This window comes from Kocuria sp. 2SI (genome assembly GCF_005502825.1).
Classification (GTDB): Bacteria; Actinomycetota; Actinomycetes; order Actinomycetales; family Micrococcaceae; genus Kocuria; species Kocuria palustris.
The window spans coordinates 88,994-113,274 of sequence record NZ_SCNB01000009.1 but is presented as its reverse complement, the minus strand read 5'-3'; the positions used below and the strand labels follow the sequence as shown (position 1 = coordinate 113,274).

17 protein-coding genes and 1 pseudogene are annotated in these 24,281 nt (G+C 71.1%); 15 read left to right on the top strand and 3 right to left on the bottom strand.

Features of this window, described 5'->3' with window-relative positions; all coding sequences use genetic code 11:
* Nucleotides 1-174: 174 nt before the first annotated feature.
* Nucleotides 175-1,983 carry a DUF349 domain-containing protein gene (locus FFS25_RS07130; RefSeq protein ID WP_137802383.1) on the bottom strand — a complete coding sequence of 603 codons (1,809 nt, stop codon included), beginning with the start codon at nucleotides 1,981-1,983 and terminating at the stop codon, nucleotides 175-177.
* A gap of 245 nt (nucleotides 1,984-2,228) precedes the next feature.
* On the opposite strand from FFS25_RS07130, the gene hisS reads away from it, so the two are divergent.
* A complete protein-coding gene (gene hisS / locus FFS25_RS07125; protein WP_137802382.1) occupies nucleotides 2,229-3,587 on the top strand; it encodes a histidine--tRNA ligase in 1,359 nt (452 codons plus the stop codon).
* Here the strand turns inward: hisS and FFS25_RS07120 are convergent.
* Nucleotides 3,571-4,914, bottom strand: a complete 1,344-nt coding sequence (locus FFS25_RS07120; RefSeq protein WP_137802381.1) for an APC family permease — start codon at nucleotides 4,912-4,914, stop codon at nucleotides 3,571-3,573. The two genes, hisS and FFS25_RS07120, sit on opposite strands and share 17 nt — an antisense overlap.
* A 210-nt stretch (nucleotides 4,915-5,124) precedes the next feature.
* Here FFS25_RS07120 and aspS point away from each other — a divergent pair, with 210 nt between their 5' ends.
* From aspS to rpsD, 8 genes are all read left to right on the top strand, one after another.
* Nucleotides 5,125-6,960, top strand: a complete 1,836-nt coding sequence (gene aspS / locus FFS25_RS07115; protein WP_137802380.1) for an aspartate--tRNA ligase — start codon at nucleotides 5,125-5,127, stop codon at nucleotides 6,958-6,960.
* Between the two features lie 45 nt (nucleotides 6,961-7,005).
* On the top strand, nucleotides 7,006-7,800 hold the full coding sequence (locus tag FFS25_RS07110) for an alpha/beta hydrolase (RefSeq protein WP_006213296.1): 795 nt from the start codon (nucleotides 7,006-7,008) through the stop codon (nucleotides 7,798-7,800).
* 39 nt (nucleotides 7,801-7,839) lie between these two features.
* Nucleotides 7,840-8,316 carry a D-aminoacyl-tRNA deacylase gene (dtd, locus tag FFS25_RS07105; RefSeq protein WP_137802379.1) on the top strand — a complete coding sequence of 159 codons (477 nt, stop codon included), beginning with the start codon at nucleotides 7,840-7,842 and terminating at the stop codon, nucleotides 8,314-8,316.
* Nucleotides 8,317-8,419: 103 nt separating this feature from the next.
* Nucleotides 8,420-9,937 carry a replication-associated recombination protein A gene (locus tag FFS25_RS07100; protein ID WP_137802378.1) on the top strand — a complete coding sequence of 506 codons (1,518 nt, stop codon included), beginning with the start codon at nucleotides 8,420-8,422 and terminating at the stop codon, nucleotides 9,935-9,937.
* A 109-nt stretch (nucleotides 9,938-10,046) separates the two neighbouring features.
* Entirely contained in the window at nucleotides 10,047-11,903 is a 1,857-nt protein-coding gene (locus FFS25_RS07095) for a glycerol-3-phosphate dehydrogenase/oxidase (protein WP_137802377.1), read from the top strand.
* Between the two features lie 3 nt (nucleotides 11,904-11,906).
* Complete coding sequence (locus FFS25_RS07090) at nucleotides 11,907-12,689, top strand: MIP/aquaporin family protein (RefSeq protein ID WP_137802376.1); 783 nt, start codon at nucleotides 11,907-11,909, stop codon at nucleotides 12,687-12,689.
* A gap of 107 nt (nucleotides 12,690-12,796) precedes the next feature.
* Entirely contained in the window at nucleotides 12,797-14,482 is a 1,686-nt protein-coding gene (gene glpK / locus FFS25_RS07085; protein ID WP_137802375.1) for a glycerol kinase GlpK, read from the top strand.
* A gap of 287 nt (nucleotides 14,483-14,769) precedes the next feature.
* Entirely contained in the window at nucleotides 14,770-15,405 is a 636-nt protein-coding gene (rpsD, locus tag FFS25_RS07080) for a 30S ribosomal protein S4 (RefSeq protein ID WP_006213290.1), read from the top strand.
* A gap of 139 nt (nucleotides 15,406-15,544) precedes the next feature.
* On the opposite strand, the gene FFS25_RS07075 is transcribed toward rpsD, so the two are convergent.
* The gene (locus tag FFS25_RS07075) at nucleotides 15,545-17,350 is read right to left on the bottom strand and encodes a S8 family peptidase (RefSeq protein WP_137802374.1); all 1,806 of its coding nucleotides are present in this window, start codon (nucleotides 17,348-17,350) and stop codon (nucleotides 15,545-15,547) included.
* 302 nt (nucleotides 17,351-17,652) lie between these two features.
* Between FFS25_RS07075 and FFS25_RS13755 the strand changes: the two are divergent.
* From FFS25_RS13755 to FFS25_RS07045, 6 genes and pseudogenes are all read left to right on the top strand, one after another.
* A pseudogene (locus FFS25_RS13755) lies at nucleotides 17,653-17,991 on the top strand (DUF948 domain-containing protein); the annotation flags it as partial.
* A gap of 383 nt (nucleotides 17,992-18,374) precedes the next feature.
* Complete coding sequence (locus tag FFS25_RS07065) at nucleotides 18,375-18,788, top strand: hypothetical protein (protein ID WP_137802372.1); 414 nt, start codon at nucleotides 18,375-18,377, stop codon at nucleotides 18,786-18,788.
* A 73-nt stretch (nucleotides 18,789-18,861) separates the two neighbouring features.
* On the top strand, nucleotides 18,862-21,549 hold the full coding sequence (gene alaS / locus FFS25_RS07060) for an alanine--tRNA ligase (protein ID WP_137802371.1): 2,688 nt from the start codon (nucleotides 18,862-18,864) through the stop codon (nucleotides 21,547-21,549).
* A 10-nt stretch (nucleotides 21,550-21,559) separates the two neighbouring features.
* Nucleotides 21,560-22,159, top strand: a complete 600-nt coding sequence (gene ruvX, locus FFS25_RS07055; RefSeq protein WP_137802370.1) for a Holliday junction resolvase RuvX — start codon at nucleotides 21,560-21,562, stop codon at nucleotides 22,157-22,159.
* Nucleotides 22,156-23,340 carry an endolytic transglycosylase MltG gene (mltG, locus tag FFS25_RS07050; RefSeq protein WP_006213284.1) on the top strand — a complete coding sequence of 395 codons (1,185 nt, stop codon included), beginning with the start codon at nucleotides 22,156-22,158 and terminating at the stop codon, nucleotides 23,338-23,340. Before ruvX ends, mltG begins: the two co-directional genes overlap by 4 nt.
* Entirely contained in the window at nucleotides 23,337-24,227 is an 891-nt protein-coding gene (locus FFS25_RS07045; protein WP_137802369.1) for a shikimate dehydrogenase, read from the top strand. The genes mltG and FFS25_RS07045 overlap by 4 nt, the downstream gene beginning before the upstream one ends.
* Nucleotides 24,228-24,281: the final 54 nt, after the last annotated feature.

Genomic DNA, 24,281 nt, shown 5'->3' with positions numbered 1-24,281 from the left:
TCCACACCGGATCGCGGCCCACCGAGCGGATGCTCCTCCGCCTGTGGATGGCTTCAGGGCAGAAGCGGGCGCGTTCGACGGCAGAGCCTTCCGAACATGCCGATGGCCCTGATCCTGGGACGGATCGGGGCCATCGGGCGGGGCGCCTCAGCCGGCGCGGCAGTGGCGGTCAGCTCACAGCGAGGCGGCGGAGCGGCGGATCATCTCGAGCATCGACTGCGCGCTCTCGATCTCCTTGTCCAGCTTCTTGGCCTTGGCGGTGTCGCCGGCGGACTCGGCGGCCTCCTTCTTGGCCTGCAGATCCGCCAGCTTCTCCTCCGCCTGAGCGGTCATGGCGTTGGAGCGGACCTCGGTCTGCGAAGCGGCCTTGATGCGACCGCCGGAGTCGGCCTCGCGGACGGCGTCCTCGACTTCGCCGAGCTCGTTCTCGATGCGCTTGAAGTCGCCGCGAGGGACCTTGCCGATCTCCTCCCAGCGGGCCTGGATGGACGACAGCTTCTTCTTGGCGGCCTTGGCGTCCGTGACCGGAAGCAGCTCGCGGGCCTCCTTGACGAGGGCCTCCTTCAGCTCGAGGTTGGCCGCGAACTCGCGGTCCACGGCCTTGTCGGCCTCCTTGCGGGCGTTGAAGAACACGTCCTGGGCTGCGCGGAAGCGGGCCCACAGGGCGTCGTCGTCCTTGCGCCCAGCGCGCGGGGCGGCCTTCCAGCGGTCCATCAGATCGCGATACTTGCCGGAGGTGGGGCCCCAGTCGGTCGAGGACTGCAGGGCCTCGGCCTCGGCGATCAGCTTCTGCTTGGTCTTCTTGGCCTCGGCGTTGCGCTCGTCGAGCTTGGAGAAGAACGCGCGACGGTGGCGGTCGAACGTGGTGCGAGCGCCGCGGAAGCGCTTCCACAGGGACTCCTCGTCCTTGCGGGAGAGGCGGTTGCCCGACTTCTGATGGGCCTGCCATGCGTCGAAGAGCTCGTTCATGCGAGCGGTGGACTGCTTCCACTGCGTCTTCTCGGGCTCCTGCGCGGAGATCTGCTCGGCCTCCGCCACGATGGCCTCGCGGTGGGCCAGGTTCTCGGCGCGGGCGGCATCGGCGGCCTTGCGGTGCTCGGCCTCCAGCTCCTTGATGCGCGGGCGCAGCACCTCCAGGCGGGCCTCCAGGGCGCGGACGTCGCCGACGAGCTTGCGCTCGCCCAGCTGGGACTTCACGCGATCCAGGCTGCGGGTCAGGTCCCCGGCGGGAGCGCCGGCGGCCACGCGCTGCTCGAGCAGCTCGACCTGGGTGCGCGCCTCCAGGAACTTCTTGGCGAAGTACGCCAGCGCCTCGTCCTTCGGCACGTCCGGGACCTGTCCGGCCAGGACCTTCTCGCCGTCGATCAGCAGGTGCACGCTGCCGTCGTCGTCGACCTCGGCGAAGGCGCGGGCCTCCTCGAGCTGCTCGGGGGTCACGTCCGCGGACGGCGCGGGCGTGGACGGGGCCGGTGCGCTCGAGGGCGCGGGGGCCTGCGCGGCGGAAGCGGGCGTGGGCGCAGCAGGCGACGGGGCCGACGGGCGCGCGGCGGCCTCCTGGGCGGCGGCCTGCTCGGGGGCCTTCTCCGCCTCGGTGGGCTGCGGCTCGGCGGGGGCTGCGGTCTCCTCGGCCGGGGACTCGGCCTCGGCGGCAGGGACGGTGGAGGCCGACGGCTCGCCGTCCTCGGCGGCACCGCCCTCCTCGATCACGGCCCGGTCCGCGGCTTCCTTCTCCTCGGCGGCGGTGGCTTCCTCGACGGCGACGGCATCGGCGATCTCGCCGGCCACGTCCTCGCCGTCGGCCTGGGCCTGGGCCATACGGGTCTGCTCCTCCTCGGCCAGCTCAGCCTCCGTGGTCTCGCCCGCAGGCGATTCCGCCTGGGCGGCGTCGGCATCAGCCGCGGCCTCGGCCGCAGCGGAGTCGGGATCGGCGGCCGCTTCGGTCGCCGGGAGGAAGTTGTCGTCGGATTCGAGACGCTCAGTCACCGCTGGAACTCTTTCGCTCGTGCCGACCCGCGATCCCGGGACTCGACCCGGGGGCGCTCGGCAGCCTGTCATGGCCCGGCGCTGGCTGCGCGCGGACGCTGTACGCGGCCCATCGTAGCCAGACGGGACGACGGCCCCCAGGAATCGGTGCTCCTCTGCCCCGGCATCCCATGGCGCCTAAGATGGTTCGGACGGTCCCGTACTGTGTGCCCACCCCCTTCAGCATCCTCAGGAGACGACGCCCCATGGCCAGCAAGACCTCCCTCTCCGGCTTCCCCGAGTGGCTCCCGCAGGAGCGGCTCGTGGAGCTGCACGTGCTCGACACGCTGCGGGAGACCTTCGAGCTGCACGGCTTCTCCTCGATCGAGACCCGCGCCGTGGAGACCGTGGATCAGCTGCTGCGCAAGGGCGAGATCGACAAGGAGGTCTACGGCGTCTCCCGTCTGCAGGAGGACGAGGACGGCGGTCCCAAGGAGGGCCAGCTGGCGCTGCACTTCGACCTCACCGTGCCGTTCGCCCGCTACGTCGTGGACAGCGCCGGGCACCTGAACTTCCCGTTCCGCCGCTACCAGATCCAGAAGGTCTGGCGCGGCGAGCGCCCTCAGGAGGGCCGCGCCCGCGAGTTCACGCAGGCGGACATCGACGTCGTCGGCGACGGCGCACTGCCGTTCCGCTACGACGTCGAGATGGCCCTGGTGATCATCGACGCCCTGTCCAAGCTGCCCATCCCGGAGTTCGTGCTGCGGGTCAACAACCGCAAGCTCGCCGAGGGCTTCTACCGCGGCATCGGGCTGTCGGATGCCCCCGCCGTTCTGCGCGAGCTCGACAAGCTCGAGAAGATCGGCGCCCAGGCCGTGGCGGCGAACCTCATCGAGAACGTGGGCGCCACGCAGGATCAGGCAGACGCCGCGCTGAAGCTGGCGAGCATCCGCACCGAGGACGCCTCCTTCGTGGAGCAGGTCCGCGCCCTCGGCGTCCAGGACGAGCTGCTCGACGAGGGCCTGGCCGAGCTCGAGGAGGTCGTCGCCGAGGCCGTGCGCCGCGCTCCCGGCAAGCTCGTGGCTGACCTGTCGATCGCCCGCGGCCTGGACTACTACACCGGCACCGTCTACGAGACCGTGCTGGTCGGCCACGAGAAGCTCGGCTCGGTGTGCTCCGGCGGTCGCTACGAGTCGCTGGCCTCCTCCGGCAAGCGCACCTTCCCGGGCGTGGGGCTCTCGGTGGGTGTGACCCGCCTGGTCTCGCGCATCCTCTCGCAGGGCCTGGCCGAGGCCTCGCGCTCGGTGCCCACCGCCGTGCTGATCTCCCTGGTGGACGAGGACTCCTGGTCCGAGGCCCAGGACGTCGCCCAGCAGCTGCGCGCCCGCGGCATCTCCTGCGAGGTCTCGGCCTCGGCCGCCAAGTTCGGCAAGCAGATCCGCCACGCGGATCGCCGCGGCATCCCGTTCGTCTGGTTCTCGACCCGCGACGAGTCCGGCGCGGTGACCCACGAGGTCAAGGACATCCGCTCCGGCGAGCAGGTTCCGGCCGATCCGGCCTCGTGGATGCCCCCGACTGAGGACCTGCGCCCGTCGGTCGGCGCGCCGGTCAGCTCCGGCGACTGAGCACGAGGGCCCGCCCGGCGAAGCCCACGGCGAAGATCGCGAGCATCACCACCACGGACTGCCACGGAAGCGAGAAGGCCAGCAGAAGACAGCCGATCAGGCCCACGATGTTCAGGCCCCTGGGCGCCCAGCGCGGGCGCTCGTGCAGGGTCAGCGCCGAGAGGTTGGCCAGCGCGTAGTAGACGAGCACGCCGAAGGACGAGAAGCCGATCACGGTGTGCAGGTCGGTGAGGACGATCAGCGCGATCACGACCACGGCGGTGGTCAGCTCCGAGGCCCACGGCACCTGCCGTCCCGAGATGCGGGACAGGTACCCCGGCAGGTCGCGCTCTCGCGCCATCGCCAGGGTCGTGCGCGAGATCCCGGCGACCAGGGCCAGCAGGGCGCCCAGCGCCCCGGCCGCCGCCGCGACCGTCACCGCCGCGGACAGGGCCGTCGCCGCGCCGTCGCCGAGTCCCAGCCGGACGGAGATCTCCTGGGAGGCCGAGAGGAACGGTGCCGACGACGCCGCCAGCCCTCCTGCCCCCAGCAGCCCGAGCAGCAGGACAGCGAGCACCAGGTAGACCACGAGCACGAAGGCCAGCGCCCCCAGGATCGCCCGCGGGATGGTGCGCTGCGGGTCCCGGACCTCCTCGCCCATGGTGGCCACACGGGCGTAGCCGGCGAAGGCGAAGAACAGCAGACCCGCAGCGGGCAGCACGCCCAGGGCACCGCCCCCGCCTTCCTGCACCGAAGGACCCGCGCCGAACATCGTGCTCGCGCTCAGGGCGGCTGCGGCCAGACCCGCCACGACGGCCAGGATCAGCAGGACCACGGAGACCAGGATCCGCGTGAGCCCGGCGGTGCGGGTGATCCCGCCCAGATTGACACCGGTCAGCACCACGATCGCGGCCACCGCCAGGGCTCGGGCTGCGGCATCGGCGTCGTCGATCCCGAGCAGAGAGGCGGCGTAGAGGCCGAAAGCCATCGACATGCCGGCGGCCGAGGCGGTCTTGCCGGTCACGAAGCCCCAACCGGCGGTGAAGCCCGCCCACTGCCCCAGCTGGCGGTTCGCGTAGACGTAGGTGCCCCCGGAGCTCGGGTGGACCATGGCCAGCTGAGCCGTGGAGGTCGCATTGCACCAGGCCACGACGGCCGCCAGCAGCAGCGCGACCGGCAGCAGCGAGCCTGCGTGCGCGGCGGCCGGGGCGAAGGCCACGAAGACGCCCGCGCCGACCATCGATCCCACGCCGATGACGGCGGCGTCGGAGGTGCCCAGCCTGCGGGCGAGCTCGTCCGGATCGTGTGCGGGGGAGGCGGCGGGAGGCTGGGCAGGCGAGGCGTTCACGGATCTCCTGGGCGGCGCGGCGGTGGGGCCGGGTCCGTGGGGCGAGCGTCATCCCCGGCTTGTAGACTCGACGGCGGCGACGCTACAGATCCCCGGTGAACCCGCCATGAACGGGCCCGGGGCCGGCTGTCGCCCTCGGACACCGCAGAGGCCGTCGGCGCATCCCGTCGGAGAGGCCCCACGACGACCACGACCAGAAGGAAGTCCCACGTGCTGCGCACTCATCGACTCGGCGAGCTGAACGCCGAGCTCATCGGAGAGACCGTCACCCTGACCGGCTGGGTGGACCGTCGTCGCGACCACGGCGGCGTCGCCTTCCTGGATCTGCGCGACGCCTCCGGCGTGGCCCAGGTGGTCGTGCGCGATGAGAAGGACTTCCACCCGCTGCGCAACGAGTTCGTGCTGCAGATCCAGGGCACCGTCGAGCGCCGCCCGGAGGGCAACGAGAACCCGAACCTGCCCTCGGGCGAGATCGAGGTCATCGCCGAGACCGTCACCGTGCTCAACACCGCGGCCCCGCTGCCGTTCCAGATCGACGAGCACGTGGAGGTCGGCGAGGAGGCTCGCCTCAAGTACCGCTACCTGGACCTGCGCCGCCCGGAGCCGGCCCGCATCATGCGGCTGCGCTCGGAGGCCTCGCGCGTGGTGCGCGAGCTGCTGCACCAGCAGGACTACCTGGAGGTCGAGACGCCCACGCTGACCCGCTCCACCCCGGAGGGCGCCCGCGACTTCCTGGTGCCGGCGCGCCTGGCCCCGGGCTCCTGGTACGCCTTGCCGCAGTCGCCGCAGCTGTTCAAGCAGCTGCTGCAGGTCGGCGGTCTCGAGCGCTACTTCCAGATCGCGCGCTGCTATCGCGACGAGGACTTCCGCGCCGACCGCCAGCCCGAGTTCACGCAGCTGGACATCGAGGCCTCGTTCGTCGAGCAGGACGACGTGATCGAGCTCGGCGAGGCCATCGTCAAGGCGCTCTGGTCGTTGATCGACGTGGAGGTCCCCACCCCCATTCGCCGCATGACCTACGCCGAGGCCATGGAGAAGTACGGCTCGGACAAGCCCGATCTGCGCTTCGGCCTGGAGCTCACCGAGCTGACCGAGTACTTCAAGGACACCCCGTTCCGCGTGTTCCAGGCCCCGTACGTGGGTGCCGTGGTCATGCCCGGCGGCGCCTCCCAGCCCCGGCGCACGCTGGATGCCTGGCAGGAGTGGGCCAAGCAGCGCGGTGCCAAGGGACTGGCCTACATCCTGTACAAGGAGGATGGCGAGTTCTCGGGTCCGGTGGCCAAGAACATCACCGACGAGGAGAAGGCCGGCCTGGCCCAGGCCACCGGCGCGCAGCCCGGCGACTGCATCTTCTTCGCCGCGGGAGAGGCCAAGCCCTCTCGCGCCCTGCTGGGTGCTGCGCGCGTAGAGATCGGGCACCGCACCGGGCTGATCGACCCGAACGACTGGGCCTTCCTGTGGGTCGTCGATGCCCCCATGTTCGAGCCGGCCTCCGACGCCGTGGCCTCCGGCGACGTCGCCGTGGGCTCCGGAGCGTGGACCGCCGTGCACCACGCGTTCACCTCCCCGCGCCCGGAGTACCTGGACACGTTCGACGAGAACCCCGGCGAGGCCCTGGCCTACGCCTACGACATCGTGCTCAACGGCACCGAGCTCGGCGGCGGCTCGATCCGCATCCACCAGCGCGACGTCCAGGACCGGGTCTTCCGCGTCATGGGGCTGTCCGAGGAGGAGGCCCAGGAGAAGTTCGGCTTCCTGCTGGACGCCTTCTCCTTCGGCGCGCCCCCTCACGGCGGCATCGCCCTGGGCTGGGACCGCGTGATCGCCCTGCTGGCAGGAGCGGACTCCATCCGCGAGGTCATCGCCTTCCCCAAGACCGGCAACGGCTACGACCCGCTGACGGCCGCGCCCGCGCCCATCACCGCGCAGCAGCGCAAGGAGGCGGGCGTGGACGCCAAGCCCGAGCCGCAGGCGAAGAAGGCGGCCGCTGCGGAGGACGTCCGCGAGGATCAGGGCGAGCAGCCCTCGGCGCCGACCGAGGGCTGAGCGGGTCCGCCCGCCGCGCCAGGACCACCACGACAGGAGCCGAGCATGGCCCAGCAGGACATCATCCTGATCCACGGCACGTGGGGCAGCGGCGAAGGCTGGGGCCCGTTCGCCGATGAGCTGCGCGGGCTCGGGCTGCGCGTGCACACGCCCACGCTGCGCCATCACGGCACGCCGCAGACCCACGACGTGTGGGATCTGGCGCAGAAGGTGCGGGCGCTGAGCCTCACCGACTACGTCGATGACCTGCAGCGCGAGGTCGAGCAGATGGAGACCGCCCCGATCATCCTGGGCCACTCGCTCGGCGGGCTGCTCGCTCAGCTGCTGGCTGCCCGGGTGCCGAACGCCGGCGTCGTGCTGCTGTCCCCGGCGCCCAGCCGGGGCATGTTCGCGCTCTACCCGTCGATGCTGCGGCTGTGGGGGCCCCATGCGTTCACCTGGCTGCTCAGCCGACCCATGTGGCCGGTGTCGCTGGAGACCTTCGACAGGCGGATCGCCAACGTCCATGACCGTCAGGACAACGCGCAGCGTCATCGCGCGCATTGCGCAGAGTCGGGACGGGCCTACCGGGAGATGAGCCTGTGGTTCCTCGATCGGGCGCGCGCCTCGGCAGTGGATCCGGCGGATATCCAGAGCCCGGTGCTGGTGGTGGGCGGCACGGAGGACCGCTGCGTGGCCCCGGGCATCGCCAAGGCGACCGCGCGCCGGCTGGGCGACGGCGCGCAGCTTCGCATGATGCGCGGTGCCGATCACGAGATGGCCTCCGGCGAGCACATGCCCGAGACCGTCCGCCTGATCGAGCAGTGGGCCCGGGAGCACCGCCTGGTGCCCAGCAGCTGAGATCGCGGGCGGTCGCAGGATCGTGATGGACTGGGCGTCATGCGAGTCATCCTGCAGCGAGCGCGCGGCGCCTCCGTCACGATTGCCGGTTCCGACGGCCCCCGGACGGTCGGGTCCTTCGTCGGCCCCGGCCTGGTGGCCCTCGTGGGCGTGACCCACGGCGACGATGCCGAGACGGCCGCCGCCCTGGCCGAGAAGACGGCCGGTCTGCGGATCATGTCCGATCACGAGCGCAGCGAGATCTCCTGCACGGATCTGGGCGCTCCGGTGCTGGTGGTCAGCCAGTTCACCCTCTACGGCGACGTCCGCAAGGGTCGGCGTCCGTCGTGGTCCCAGGCGGCCCCGGGCGAGGCCTCGGAGCCGATCGTCGAGGCGTACGCGCAGAGGCTGCGCGAGCTCGGGCTCGAGGTCCCCACCGGCGAGTTCGGGGCGGACATGCAGGTCAGCCTGGTCAATGACGGCCCCGTGACCCTGATCCTGGACTCAGAGCAGCTCGGCCGGCCGCGGCGCGGCTGAGGGGTCTTCCTGCGGTCCCCGTCGGCCGTGATCGCGCTGCGAGCCCATGGGCGCGATGGGCCGTCGCGCCTGCGGTGTCGGAGGCCGTCCCTAGCCTGAGAGGGTGACGAGCCAGACAGACACCTCGCTGTTCGATCTCGAGCCGGAGCCGGACCCCGATCCGGACCCGGAGTCCGTCGCCGCGCCTTCGCAGAGCCGCGGGGCCGCCCGCTCGGGAGCAGGAGGGCGCCGCTCGCCGTCTCCACTGGCGGTGCGCATGCGCCCGCGCACCCTGGACGAGGTCGTGGGCCAGAAGCACCTGCTGCGCCCCGGCTCGCCGCTGCGCGTGCTGGCCGGCGAGGACACCGGCCCGGCCGGACCCAGCTCGATCATGCTGTGGGGACCGCCCGGCACCGGCAAGACCACGATCGCCCACGTCATCGCTCGCGGTCCGCACCGCAAGTTCGTGGAGCTGTCGGCCATCACCGCCGGCGTGAAGGACGTCCGCCGGGTCATGGACCAGGCGCTCAAGGACCGGGACCTGCACGGGCGCACCACCGTCCTGTTCCTGGACGAGATCCACCGCTTCACCAAGGCCCAGCAGGACGCCCTGCTGCCCGGCGTCGAGCGCGGATGGGTCGTGCTCGTGGCAGCGACCACCGAGAACCCGTCCTTCTCGGTGATCTCCCCGCTGCTGTCCCGGTCGCTGCTGCTGACCCTGCAGCCGCTGGAGAGGCAGGACATCGGGGAGCTGATCGACCGGGCGGTCGACGATCCGCGCGGTCTCGACGGCGCGGTCACCCTGCAGCCGCGGGCGCGCGAGCACCTGCTCGAGCTGTGCGGAGGGGACGCACGCAAGGCCCTGACGGGGCTGGAGGCGGCTGCGGCCGTCGCGCTGTCCGGGGCTGCCGCACGGGACGCCGATCCGCCCGCCGCAGCCGAGGACGACGGCGAGCCGGCGACGGAGGGGGCCGATCCGGAGACGCCCGGGGCCAGTGGAGTCCCGGAGGTGACCGTCGAGCACACCACGGAGGCCATGGACCGGGCAGCGCTGCGCTACGACCGCGACGGCGATCAGCACTACGACGTCATCTCGGCCTTCATCAAGTCGATCCGCGGCTCGGACGTCGATGCCTCGCTGCACTACCTGGCCCGGATGATCGAGGCCGGGGAGGACCCCCGGTTCATCGCCCGGCGGCTGATCATCTCCGCCTCGGAGGACATCGGCACCGCAGATCCCACCGCCCTGCAGACGGCGGTGGCCGTGGCCCAGGCCGTGCAGCTGATCGGCATGCCGGAGGGGCGGATCCCGCTGGCGCAGGCCACGGTCCTGCTGGCCACCGCCCCCAAGTCGAACGCCTCCTACCTGGCGATCGACCAGGCCATCGCCGATGTCCGCGCGGGCAAGGCCGGTCCCGTGCCCACGCACCTGCGCGATGCCCACTATCCGGGCGCGCAGTCGCTGGGCCACGGACGCGGCTATCAGTACGCCCACGATGCCCCCAACGCCGTGGCTGCTCAGCAGTACCCGCCGGATGAGCTGGTGGGCCGGGACTACTACCTGCCCACCGCCTACGGCCATGACCGAGACCTGCAGCAGCGCACGCGCAAGCTGCGCGGCATCATCCGCGACGGCCCCTGACCGGCGTTGCGCACCACGTGATCCCCAATTATGACTATCGTCACATGGGACGCCGGGTATCGGGCATCGAGCTCGCGCGGACCGCGTGACGGGAGGAGAGGAAGACCCCATGGCGAACAGCACCTTCACCACCGACCGATCTGCGCTGAACCCCGACTCCCGCGCTCGCGCCCTGGAGCAGATGGAGAACGGCCCCGAGCTCGACATCCTCGTGGTCGGCGGCGGGGTCACCGGCGCCGGCATCGCCCTGGATGCGGCCACCCGCGGCCTGCGGGTGGGGATCGTCGAGGCCCAGGACTGGGCCGGGGCCACATCGCGCTGGTCCTCCAAGCTGGTGCACGGCGGCCTGCGCTACCTGCAGCAGCTCGACGTCAAGCTCGTCGCGGAGGCGCTGGGGGAGCGCGAGCGGCTGCTGTACACGCTGGCCCCCCACCTGGTGGAGCCCGTCCCGTTCCTCTACCCCCTGCACCGCGGCTGGGAGCGCCCGTACGTGGGCACGGGCATCGGCCTGTACGACACCCTCGCGCATCTGAACTCCAAGGTGACCTCGCTGCCCAAGCGCGAGCACCTGAGCACTGAGGAGGTGCTCGAGCAGTTCCCCGACTTCCGCGAGGACGCCTCCGTCGGGGCCTTCAAGTACTGGGACGCCAAGGTCGACGACGCCCGGCTGGTGCTCACCCTCATCCGCACGGCCGCCGCCAACGGGGCCCTGGCGGCCAACCGCGCAGAGGTCATCGACCTGCTGCGCGAGGACGACGAGTTCCAGGACGGGCAGAACGTCGTGGGCGCGCTGGTGCGGGACAAGGAGACCGGCCGCGAGTTCCCGGTGCGCGCCTCGACCGTCATCTCCGCCACCGGTGTGTGGACGGAGAGCCTGCAGGAGCTCAGCGGAGCGGATGCGGGACTGAAGGTGCTGGCCTCCAAGGGCATCCACATCGTGGTGCCGCGCGAGCGGATCCGCGGCGACGTCGGGCTGATCCTGCAGACGGAGAAGTCCGTGCTGTTCGTGATCCCGTGGGCGCATCACTGGATCATCGGCACCACGGACACCCCCTACGAGCAGTCCCTGGACACCCCCGCGGCCACCGGGGCGGACATCGACTACGTGATCGAGCACGCGAACCAGGTGCTTGCGGATCCGCTGACCCGCGACGACGTCATCGGCGTCTACGCCGGCCTGCGCCCGCTGCTGCAGCCGGTGACCCGCGACGGCCAGGAGACCGCCTCCACCAAGGTCTCGCGCGAGCACACGGTGATGGAGCCGGTGCCGGGGCTCGTGAGCATCGCCGGCGGCAAGCTGACCACCTACCGCATCATGGCCCAGGACGCGGTGGACCTGGCCCTGGGCGAGGAGGAGGCGCAGAAGCGCCCCTCGATCACGGACCGCACGCTGCTCCACGGCGCCGACGGCGTCTTCGGGCTGCGCGCGCGGATCCCGCTGCTGCTCGAGGAGCTGCGCGCCGGCTCCCAGGACCCGGAGATCTGGACCGAGCAGCGCCTGAACGACCTGATCGCCCGGTACGGCTCGGACCTGCATGCCGTGCTGGCGCTGATCCAGGAGGACCCGTCCCTGGAGCGGCCTCTGGAGGGCGCACCGGTCCACCTGCGCGCCGAGATCGTCCACGCCTGCCGGGCCGAGGGCGCACTGCACCTCGAGGACCTTCTGGACACGCGCACCCGCCTCACCTATTCCGCACCCCATCACGGCGATGCCGCCGTCGATGAGATCGCGGATCTGGCCGCGGCCGAGCTCGGCTGGGACGGCCAGCGCCGCGATCGGGAGGTCGAGGCCTACCGCTCCCGCAGCGCCGCCGAGGACGCCGCGGCACGGACCGAGGACGACCCGGCGGCCGAGCACGCTCGCGAGTCCGCCGAACCGGTCGTGGAGGGGCTGCGCGTGCGCACCGTCCACGGCGACGACCAGCACGGGGCGCGCGACCGCGACGCCGACACGATCGGAGACTGATCCATGATGGGCATCCACGGGCAGGCACTGCTGCCGCAGGCGCAGGAGGCGGCCGAGATCGGCCTCAGCCAGGTCTTCTTCTCGGAGATAGTCGGCACAGCGGTGCTGATCATCCTGGGCGGAGGCGTGGTGGCCAACGTCCTGCTGCCCCGGACCAAGGGCCACGACGGCGGCTGGCTCCTGATCAGCTTCGGCTGGGGGCTGGGCGTCTTCGCCGGCGTCTACCTGGCCTGGGCCTCGGGGGCGCACCTGAACCCCGCCATGACCATGGGGCTGCTCGTCTCCGGAGCCGAGGAGTACGCCCCCGGCGTGGCCGTCAGCGCGGCCTCCACGGCGGTCTACTTCGTGTCCACGATCCTGGGCGCGTTCCTGGGAGCGGTCTTCGTCTGGCTGGCCTACAAGAAGCACTACGACGCAGCCGATGACCCCGGCGCCATCCTCGGCACGTTCTCCACCGGCCCGGAGATCCGCTCCGCCCCGTGGAACGTGATCACCGAGGTCATCGCCACCTTCGTCCTGGTGGCCGTGATCCTCGTCTTCGGCGAGACCCCCTCCGAGCTCGGCCCGCTGGCCGTGGCCATGCTCGTGGTCGGCATCGGCGCGAGCATCGGCGGGCCCACCGGCTACGCCATCAACCCCGCCCGCGATCTCGGTCCGCGCATCGCCCATGCCGTGCTGCCCATCCCGGGCAAGGGCGGCTCCGACTGGTCCTACGCCTGGGTCCCGATCGCCGGGCCCCTGATCGGCGCCGTCCTGGCCGGGCTGCTCGTGCGCGCCATGGTCTGACCCCTCCGCCCCCGGGGCCCATGCCCCGTCCCGACCCATCCGCAGGCCATCGAACACGGCCCACCCCACCAGCGGTCCCCGAGGGGATCCGAGCCCAGGAGACGACGATGTCCCAGAGCAGCAAGAAGGCAGAAGCCGAGACCAAGGACGAGCGCAGGCGCAGCAGCGGCTCGGCCAAGAAGGCGGGCAAGGGCACCAGCCCCAAGCCGAAGAGGGCGGCAACGTCGGCCTCCGCGAAGTCCTCGGCGAACGGGTCTTCCGGCAAGGGGCTGGATCCGGAGAAGACCCACGTCATCTCGATCGACCAGGGCACCACGAGCACCCGGGCGGTCGTCTACGACCAGAAGGGCCGGGCCGTCTCCTCGGCCCAGCTGGAGCACAAACAGATCTTCCCGCGCGCCGGGTGGGTCGAGCACGATGCCAAGGAGATCTGGCGCAACGTCCGCAAGGTCGTCGGCGATGCCCTGGCCGATGCCGATATCTCCTCCGACCAGATCGCAGGTGTGGGCATCACCAACCAGCGCGAGACCACGGTGGTGTGGGAGAAGGAGACCGGCAAGCCGATCCACAACGCGATCGTCTGGCAGGACACCCGCACGCAGAAGGCCGTGGACGAGCTGGCCGACAAGCACGGCGAGGAGCTGTTCCGGGAGCGCACCGGCCTGCCCCTGGCCAGCTACTTCGCCGGGCCCAAGATGGCCTGGATCCTCGATGAGGTGAAGGGCGCCCGCAAGCGCGCCGAGAAGGGCGAGCTGCTCGCGGGCACGATCGACTCGTGGCTCGTGTGGAACATGACCGGCGGCAAGCCGGATTCGGTGCACATCACCGATGTCACGAACGCCTCGCGCACGCTGCTGATGAACATCGACACCCTCGACTGGAACGAGGACCTCTGCAAGAAGGTCGGCGTGCCGGTGAAGATGCTCCCGGAGATCCGCTCCTCGCTCGAGGTCTACGGCGAGGTCCGTCGCCGGGGCCTGCTGCACGGCGTGCCGATCGCGGGCATCCTGGGGGATCAGCAGGCGGCCACGTTCGGGCAGGCCGTGTTCGAGCCCGGGATGATCAAGAACACCTACGGCACGGGCAACTTCGTGCTCATGAACACCGGCACGGAGCTCACGCGCTCGGACAACGGGCTGATCACCACGGTGGCCTACCAGATGGAGGACCAGAAGCCCGTCTACGCCCTCGAGGGCTCGATCGCGGTGACCGGCTCGCTCGTGCAGTGGCTGCGCGACAACCTGGGCCTGATCTCCTCGGCCTCCGAGACCGAGACGCTGGCCGCCGACGTCGAGGACAACGGCGGGGCGTACATCGTGCCGGCGTTCTCGGGCCTGTTCGCCCCGCATTGGCGCCCGGACGCCCGCGGCGTGATCGTGGGCCTGACCCGCTACGTGGACAAGCGCCACATCGCCCGGGCCGCTCTGGAGGCGGCGGCCTTCCAGTCGCGCGACGTGGTGCTCACCATGGACACCGACGCCGACGCTGCGCTGAAGGAGATCCGCGTGGACGGCGGCATGAGCGCCAACGACCTGCTGATGCAGTTCCAGGCCGACCTGCTGAACACCACGGTGATCCGGCCCAAGAACATCGAGACCACCGCGCTGGGCGCTGCCTACGCGGCCGGCATCACCGTCGGGTTCTGGGACGGCATCGACGACGTCGCCGCCGCCTGGGAGGAGGACAAGCGCTGGGAGCCCACCATGGAGAAGAAGGAGCGCGAGCGCCTGGCCCGCAACTGGGACAAGGCCGTGGAGCGCACCCTGGGCTGGATGGACGACGACGTCCTGTGATCTCCAGCTCCTCCTGACCTGCCGGCTCGGGCGTCCCCGTTCGGGGGCGCCCGAGCTGGTAGGCTGACACGTCGGCCGGCAAGGCCCTGCCTCGCGCACCTCGGACGTGTCCCAACCGCACGGACCCGGGAGCTCGAGCAGGTGACCTGCAGCGTGAGGGGATTGCGGCTGATCCCCAGCTCTCCGCACGGAAAGATGCCGTGACGGAGGCCGTGCCGAACAGAATGCACTGCGGACCGCAGCACTGCTGTGCCGGATCCGCAGCGCCCGCATGAAAGGGGACCATCGTGTCCAACAACGCCAATCGCGCGCGCCGCCAGGTGCGCAAGTCGCGTGCCCTCGGCATCGCGCTGACGCCGAAGGCCGAGAAGTACTTCGAGCGCCGTCCGTACGGTCCGGGCGAGCACGGCCGTGCCCGTCGCAAGCAGGACTCGGACTACAAGGTCCGCCTGCTCGAGAAGCAGCGTCTGCGCGCGCAGTACAACATCCGCGAGAAGCAGATGCACCGCGCCTACGTCGAGGCCAAGCGCCGCGAGGGCCGTACGGGTACGAACCTGCTGACCCTGCTCGAGTCCCGTCTCGATGCCCTGGTCCTGCGTGCCGGCTTCGCCCGCACCATGGCCCAGGCCCGTCAGCTCGTCGTGCACCGCCACATCATGGTCGACGGCCAGCGAGTCGATCGCCCGTCGTTCATGGTCAAGCCCGGCCAGATGATCCACGTGCACTCGCGCTCGGAGAAGATGGCTCCGTTCCAGGTCGCCGCCACAGGCGCGCACCAGGATGTCCTCCCGGACACCCCGGCCTACCTGGACGTCGCGATCGACAAGCTGCAGGCGACCTTCACCCGCCTGCCGGAGCGCTCGGAGATCCCCGTGACCTGCGAAGAGCAGCTCGTGGTCGAGTACTACGCCCGCATGGCCTGATCCAGGCCTGCACCCGGTCGGCTGCTCTTGCGGCCGTCCGGTCGGCGGAAGGGCCCGCACCCTCCTCGGACGGTGCGGGCCCTTCGTCATGTCTGGTCCCGGTGAGCCGCGCAGCGGCTCACCGGGACGGAGGCGATCTTCAGTGCTTGTGCGGCGTGCGGCTCACGGCGCTGGCGGCATTGACGATCCCGGAGCCGTAGAACCCGTTGAACTCCGCGGTGCCCTCGCACGGCGCCGTGTAGGAGGCATCGCGCCCGGGATAGGAGACCACCGGGGCGTCACAGGCCTTCTCGTGGGCGGAGAGCTCGAGCAGCTTCTCGGTGCGGTGCGGCTGCAGCTTCACCCCGCCGAGCTGGCGATCGGGCTGGCCCTGGGAGCCGATGATCAGCGCGGCGACTCCGGTGGCGTGCGGGGCGGCCATGGAGGTGCCCTGCATGTGCTCGTAGTAGGCGCACTGTCCGGCGGCGTCGCACTCGCTGACGATGAACGGGTCCGTGGACTCGCCCTTCTCATCCAGCACGCCCATCTCCCGGACCACGACGGCCGGGACGGCCGCCAGGATCATGTTTCCGGGCTGGCGCCCGCGCGGGGTGCCGTCGTAGTCGCGGAAGTACCCGCCCGGGGCGGCGACCGTGGTCTGCTCGGTGCCGTAGTTGGAGTAGTCCGCCTTGATCCCCGACGGCCCCACGGCGGAGACGCTCAGCACGCCGTCGCCCTCGGTCGGGATGTCCAGGCAGGAGTTGTCGATCGTGCGCTCACGGGCCTGGCCCTCGGGGAAGTTTGGACTCGAGTCGTCCACCTGCGGGTTGCCCAGGTCCATGTGGGAGTTGCCCATGGCGGCGATCAGCGTCACCCCGTGGGTCTTCGCGTAGCGCAGCGCCCGGTTGGTGGCCTCGATCGTGAGCTGCTGCTGCGCCTGCTCCTCCGGGCTGTCGGCCGGGTTGGCCGTGCAGTTGAAGGCCCAGGGATCGATGTAGTAGCTCATGTTGACCACGTCCACGCCCGCGGTGGGGGCATAGGTCAGGGCCTCGAGCGTCGGCTCCAGGAAGAAGTAGCCGCTGTCCTGGCCCACGCGCAGGTTCACGATCTCTGCGCCCGGGGCCACGCCCTCGATGCCCAGCCCGTTGATGGGGGAGGCGATCGTGGAGGCCACGTGGGTGCCGTGACCGCCCTCGTCCACGGTGCTGCCGTCCTCGCAGGAGCCGTCGGGATCCTCGGCGCAGGCGCCGTCGATCTCCGGGATGTCGGTGGTGAAGTTGCGGGAGAGGCCCGTGTTGAGGTTGGGGGCGATGTCCGGGTGCGTGCCGTCCACTCCGGTGTCCATGACGCCGACCCGCACGCCCTCGCCGGTCTGGGTGCGGTGGGCCTGGTCGGCATCGATCATGTCGAGGTTCCACTGCCGGCTGCGCAGGGGGTCATCGGCGGTGGTCGTGGGCTCGGGGCGCTTCTTCGCCTGTCCCGGCGGCACCCGTCGGTTCTTGGGGTCGGCCTTCACCGCCGGGCGGTCGGCACGGGCGCGCTCGACCTCGTCCGTGTCCTTGCGCCGGTGCTGCGCCTGGGCATCCGGGGTGTAGCCGATGACGTGATCGTCCATGGTGCCGGCGATGGCGGCGGAGGATTCCAGGCGCTCGTCCAGATCTGAGGGGCCGTTGACGGTGAACAGGCCGATCGCGTCATTGCGCTCGGCGACCTCGCCGCCGGCCGCTTCGATCGCTGCGACGGCCTGAGCGGCGCTGACGCCCTCTGCGGCGAGCACGAGCTGGCGCTGCTCGCCCGTCTCGGCGGCGGGTGCGGCGTAGGCGGGCAGCAGCCCCCCGGAGGACGTCAGTGCCATGGCCGAGGTGGCGATGAGTGCCGCGACGGCGCGGGAGCGACAGCGGCTGCGGACGGGCGTCGGCGTCTGGGCGCCGCCGCGCGGCGCGCGGGAGGGTGTGGTGCGGTGCATGGATCCCCCTTGATCCGAGAGCTGAACACCGGTTCTCCGGTGTGGTGCAGCTCACAGTACACACTTGTATGCGCTGGTCGCGGAGGGGGCGGCGCGTCATCGGACGGAAGGGTGCTGGGTCGCGTCTTCAGCGGACGCCACGAAGTCCTCATCACAGCTGGCCGCGACGATCGTGACCTTTTGGTTACAGTTGGACCCGCACTGCACGCCCTGCCGCCGACTTCCGGCCGTCGTCGGGACGTGCGGCCCAGGGCAGGTTCTCCCGATCTCTGCCGTCGCCGAGCAAGGAGCACTCCAATCACATGACCGGAGGAGACATCGCCGGGCTCATCGCCGCCGGCGTGTTCGCAGTGCTCGTCGCTCTGCTGGCGGTCCCGATCGTCAAGCTGGGCCGCGTCTTCGATGAGCTGCGGATCCTGATCCGCGACCTCAACGACGAGACCGAGCCGCTGCTCGAGGAGGTCACGCGCACGGTCGCCACGACCAACTCGCAGCTCGAGAAGGTCGATGTCATCACCGACAGCGTCTCGGACGCCTCGGCGAGCATGTCGGCCATGACCTCCCTGGTGGCCTCGACCGTGGGCCAGCCCATCATCAAGACGGCCGCGTTCTCCTCCGGCGTGCGCCGGGCCTTCAGCGGCGATGCCGTGCGGGCCCGTCGTGAGGAGCGCCGCAGGGCCCGCGAGGCCGAGCATGCCGCCCGCCCGGGTGCCGCCGAGGATCTGGATCGCACCGAGACGGCACCGACCGATCACGCCGGCTCCTTCCCGCGCGATGAGCAGTCCGTGCCGGGACGCACGGCCCCCGCTCATGGGATGCCCGTGAGCGAGCAGGGCGGCGCTTGGTGGGAGGGCACGGAGTGGGATACGGATTCGCCCTCCGACAGCCCCGAGACGGGCGCCTCATCCGCGCAGCGGCCCCAGGGTGAGAGCATGTCCGGGGAGTCCGTCGAGCGCAGCTCAGCACGGCGCGATCCCGACCAGGCCGACCAGCCCGAGCGCCGAGACGCGGAAGGACCCCACGCATGAGCGCATTGACCAGGCTCGCCGTTCTGGCGGCCGGCGCCGCCGTGGGCGCAGGCGCCGGTCGGGCCGTCGGCAGCGACCGCGGTCGTCAGGCGCTCGCCCAGGCTGTCGAGCGCGGGCGCGGCGCCGTCGAGCCGGCGGATCAGGGCCTCGAGGTGCCCGTGCGGGAGAACCGGCTGGGCACACGCGTGCTGCGCGTAGTCCAGGACATCCGCGCGGGCATGGACCAGGCCGAGACCGAGCTGCGGGATCAGCTCGGCGGCTCCGGTGCAGGAAGCCGCAGCGAGGCTGCGGCGGAGCGGCTGAGCGGGCGCGCTGCAGCTGAGCTCCAGCCCGGGCCCCGGGCAGACGAGCAGACGATCATCGAGCACGACGACCACGCGACTGTCGAGAGCTCCCGCGGCGGGTCCTGACCCGCGACGCACGGATCGGCTCCTGCCGATTCCCCCACAGACCGACACGATTCCAGAGGACCAAGAGGACAACATGCTGACCCACGAGATCACCGAGCGCTGGCTGAGCTTCTTCGAGGAGAAGGGACACACGGTCGTGCCGTCGGCGTCCCTGGTCTCGACCGCGCCCGGTTCGATGTTCACCATCGCGGGCATGGTCCCCTTCATCCCGTACTTCCTGGGCCAGGAGCAGGCGCCGTACGACCGCGCGACCTCCGTCCAGAAGTGCATCCGCACGCTCGACATCGACGAGGTGGGCAAGACCGCCCGCCACGGCACGTTCTTCCAGATGGCGGGCAACTTCTCCTTCGGCGACTACTTCAAGGAGAAGGCCATCCCGTTCGCCTGGGAGCTGCTGACCAGCTCCGTGGAGAACGGCGGCTTCGGGCTGGATCCCGAGCGGCTGTGGATCACGATCTACGAGCACGACGAGGAGTCCTACGCGCTGTGGAGCGAGACCGTGGGCGTGCCGGATGAGCGCATCCAGCGCATGCCCAAGGAGGAGAACTTCTGGGACACCGGCCAGCCGGGCCCGGCCGGTCCCGACTCCGAGATCTTCTACGACCGCGGCCCCCGCTACGGCAAGGAGGGCGGCCCCGCCGCGGATGACGACCGCTACATCGAGATCTGGAACCTCGTGTTCATGCAGTACCAGCGCGGCGAGGGCAGCGGCAAGGACTACGAGATCCTGGGGGAACTGCCCAAGAAGAACATCGACACCGGCATGGGCGTCGAGCGCATGGCCATGCTGCTGCAGGGCGTGGAGAACTTCTACGAGACCGACCAGGTCCGTCCCGTCCTGGACGCCGCCGAGAAGCTCTCCGGCCGCAAGTACCGCGGCTCCGAGAACCCCGGGGACGAGGGCTACGAGGACGACGTCCGCATGCGCGTGGTCGCCGATCACGTGCGCTCCTCGCTGATGCTCATCGGCGACGGCGTGGTGCCCGGCAACGAGGGCCGCGGCTACATCCTGCGCCGCCTGCTGCGCCGCGCGATCCGCGCCATGCGCCTGCTGGGCGTGACCGAGCCGTGCCTGCCGACTCTGCTGCCGGCCTCCTCCGAGGTCATGGGCAAGGTCTACTCGGTGGTCAAGGACGACTTCGAGCGCATCTCCCGGATCGCCTACGCCGAGGAGAAGGCGTTCCTGAAGACGATCGAGTCCGGCACGGCTCGCCTGGACCAGGCAGTCTCCGCGGCCAAGGCCCAGGGCGAGTCGGTCGGCGGTGCCGATGCCTTCGCCCTGCACGACACCTACGGCTTCCCGATCGACCTGACCCTCGAGATGGCCGCTGAGGCCGGTGTCGCGGTCGACGAGACGGCCTTCCGCTCCCTGATGGAGGAGCAGCGCCAGCGCGCCCGCGCGGATGCCAAGGCCAAGAAGGGCGGCTTCGAGGACCTCTCGGTGCTGCGCGCCCTGCAGGAGCAGCGCGGCTCGATCTTCACCGGCTACGACGAGTTCTCCACCGCGACCACGATCCGCGCCCTGCTCGTGGACGGGCAGACGGCTCCGGCCGCCTCCGAGGGCCAGGAGGTCGAGGTCGTGCTCGAGACGACCCCGTTCTACGCCGAGTCCGGCGGCCAGGCCGCAGATACGGGCACGATCTCCGGCGACGGCTTCGTGATCCGGGTCGCGGACGTCCAGCAGCCCGTCAAGGGCCTGTCAGTCCACCGCGGCAAGGTCGTCTCCGGCGAGGTCGCCGTGGGCGCCGAGGTCACGGCCGCGATCGACGTCCGCCGCCGCCGCGACGGCGAGATGGCGCACTCGGCCACGCACATCGTCCACGCGGCGCTGCACGAGGTGCTCAGCCCCGAGGCTGTCCAGCGCGGCTCCTTCAACAAGGAGGGCTACCTGCGCTTCGACTTCAGCTGGGGCGAGGGCCTGACCACGGCGCAGAAGCAGGAGGTCGAGGGCCTGGCCAACGCCGTGATCCACGACGACCACGAGGTCTTCACCCGTGAGATGCCGCTCGATGAGGCCCGCGCCCTGGGCGCCATGAGCCTGTTCGGCGAGAAGTACGGCGACGTCGTGCGCGTGGTCGAGATGAACGGCGAGTGGTCGCGCGAGCTGTGCGGCGGCACGCACGTCGATGACACCGCGCAGATCGGCTCGCTGTCGCTGATCTCGGAGGGCTCCGTGGGCTCGGGCAACCGGCGCGTGGAGGCCCTGGTGGGCCTGGACTCGTTCAACCACCTGGCCGCCGAGCGCACGCTCGTCAGCCAGCTGACCGACATGCTCAAGGTGCAGTCCTCGCAGGAGCTGCCCGAGCGCCTCCAGTCGACCCTGGACAAGCTCAAGGAGACGGAGCGCCAGCTCGGCGAGCTGCGCCGCGAGAAGCTGCAGGCCCAGGCGGGCTCGCTGCTGGATCAGGCACAGCAGATCGGCTCGCTGACGGTGCTGGCCCACGACATGGGCGAGGTCTCCGGAGCGGACGACCTGCGTGCACTGGCCCTGGACCTGCGCGGGCGCCTGAATGATCGTGCCGCCGTCGTGGCCGTGACCGGTGCCTCCAACGGGCGTCCGCTCGTGCTCGTGGCCACCACCGAGGCCGCCCGCGCGGCCGGAGCCAAGGCCGGGGCGCTCGTGCGCACCGCCGCAGGCGTGCTCGGCGGCGGCGGAGGCGGCAAGGACGACCTCGCCCAGGGCGGCGGCCAGGACCCCGCCCGCACCGGGGCTGCGCTCGAGGCCATCCAGGCCGAGCTGCGCACCGGAGCAGGGGCCTGAGGCCTTGGCCGTGTCCTCCGAACAGCTCAGCGCGCAGGCGCCGACGGCCATCCGGCCGGGTCGGCGCCTGGGCGTCGACGTCGGCACCGTGCGCGTGGGCGTGGCCCTGTCCGACCCCGAGAGCATCCTGGCCACCCCGTTGACCACGCTCGAGCGGGACCGCCGCAAGGGCTTCGACATCAAGCTCGCGGCCAACCTGGTCCACGAGCACGAGGTCGTCGAGGTCGTCGTCGGGCTGCCGCTGGCCATGTCCGGCGGGCACACCGACTCCACGCGCGCGGCGATCGCCTGGGCCCAGGGGCTGCAGCGGCGCCTGGCGGCCAAGGGCTGGTCGGTGCCCGTGCGCATGCTCGACGAGCGCTGGAGCTCCGCCGAATCCCATCGCGCCCTGCTCCAAGCGGGCGTGTCCCGACGCGAGCATCGGGACAAGGTGGACCGCCAGGCGGCGGTCACCATCCTCGAGGCCGCACTGTCCATGATCCATCGTTCCGGCGGGCCGGCCGGAGTGGAGGTTCCCCCCGCTGACGGAGCCGACGCCGGCTCCGGAGCACACCAGACCACGGTCGCCTCCGCGGAGACGACCGCCCATCCGGAGGGAGACCTGTCGTGAGCGACCAGGACCCGCGCACTGACGCGCACACCGAGGACTCGGCCGGCACCAGCGGGGGGCCGCGGCGCGAATCGCGCGAGATCGCGGGGGCCTTCGAGGCCGAGAACCGATCGCCGGAAGAGCTGCGTCGGCTGACCCAGAAGCACAACATGTCGCTGCTGGGGGCCATCGCGCTGTTCACCGTGGCCGTGGTGCTCACCGTGACCGTGCTGGGCTCCACCTTCGGGTGGTTCGAGCGCCACGACTACCGCGGCGAGGGCCAGGACCCTGTGACCTTCACCGTCCAGGAGGGCGCGACCGTCGAACAGATCGCGGTCACTCTGGAGGAGGAGGACATCGTCGCCGACGGCGAGCGCTTCATGGAGGTCTTCAACGAGGGCCATGCGGGCGACTTCGTGCAGCCGGGGGAGTACGAGCTCAATCGTCAGATGAGCTCGGAGGCCGCCGTCTCGAGGCTGATGCAGGAGGAGGAGGCGACCGACTACGCCGCCGTCCCGCGCACGGTCCGCATGGACGAGACGTTCCAGATCCTCTCCGAGTCCACCGGGCACTCGGTGCAGGACTTCGAGGACGCTGCCGAGGATCCCACGCAGTACGGCATCTCGGACGAGTTCCCCACGATCGAGGGCTACCTGCACCCGGGCGAGTACCGCTTCCCGCTGGATGCTACCCCGGAGGAGATCCTCCAGGAGATGGTCGACTCCACGAACAGCGCGCTCGAGGACGCAGGCGTGACCGAGGAGGACGAGTTCGAGATCCTCACCGTGGCCTCGATCGTCGAGTTCGAGGGCGTGCCGGACATCTACGACGACGTCGCGGGAGCGATCTACAACCGCCTGGACAACCCGGACGCCGGAACCGGCGGGCTCATCCAGTCGGACGCCTCGGTGGCCTACGGCCTGGGCGAGACGACCGTCCACATCTCCGAGGAGGAGAAGGAGGACAAGTCGAACGAGTACAACACGTACGCCAACCCGGGCCTGCCCGTGGGCCCGATCGGCTCGCCGAGCACCGAGGCCATCGACGCGGCGGCCAACCCGGCGGAGAACGACTACTACTACTGGGTCACGGTCAACCTCGACACCGGTGAGACGAAGTTCGCCTCCACGCTCGAGGAGCACGCGGAGAACGTCGACGAGTACCAGCAGTGGTGCTCCGAGAACGAGGACAAGTGTCAGTGAGCACTGCCCACGCGGGGGTGGCCGGCCATCCGATCGGCCACTCCCTGTCGCCTCGGCTGCACGAGGCCGCCTACCGGGTGCTGGGGGAGGCGATCGACTATCGGGCCTACGACCTCGAGGAGGGCGAGCTCACCGGGCAGATCGCGCTGCTGCGCCAGGATCCGGCCTGGCAGGGGATGTCGGTGACCATGCCCCTGAAGTCGGAGGCCGCCGAGCTGGCCGACGAGCTGAGCGATCAGGCGGCGGCCGTCGGCACGGTCAACACGCTGCGCCCGCGCTCCGACGGCTCCCTGCTGGGGCACAACTCGGACGTCGCCGGGATCGCTGCGTCGCTGCGGGCGGCCGGCGCGGTTCCGGAGGGTGCGCGGGCCTCGGTGCTCGGCGGCGGCGGGACGGCCACGGCGGCCCTGGCCGCCCTGCGGCAGCTGGGTGCCGAGGAGATCGAGCTGTGGGTCCGCTCGCCACAGCGCGCCGGGCGCGCGGTCGAGGCCGCTGAGCGCCTCGGGCTGCCGCTGCGGATCCGGGACTGGGACGCCGCGGCGGAGCATCTGGCCGGATCGGATCTGGTGGTCTCGACCCTGCCGCCGCACGGCGCCGATGACCTGGCCGCGCAGCTGGCCTCGGTGCCCGGGCGCAGCACCGGTGGAACCCTGCTGGATGCCGCCTACGACCCCTGGCCCTCGGCGCTGGCGCGGGCATGGCAGCGGGCAGGGGGCACGGTGGTCCCCGGGCTGGATATGCTCGTGCTGCAGGCACTGGATCAGATCCGGCTGTTCACCGGTCGCTCGATCGACCAGACCCTGCCCCAGGAGCACGCGGTGATCCGCGCCCTGTGCACCGCCGCCGGGCGGCCCGAGCTGGCCGAGGCGGTCCTGCGCAGCTCCTGAGCCCCTTCGGGGCACGAGCTGCGCTCGGCACGAACGCCGAGGAATCACCCACAT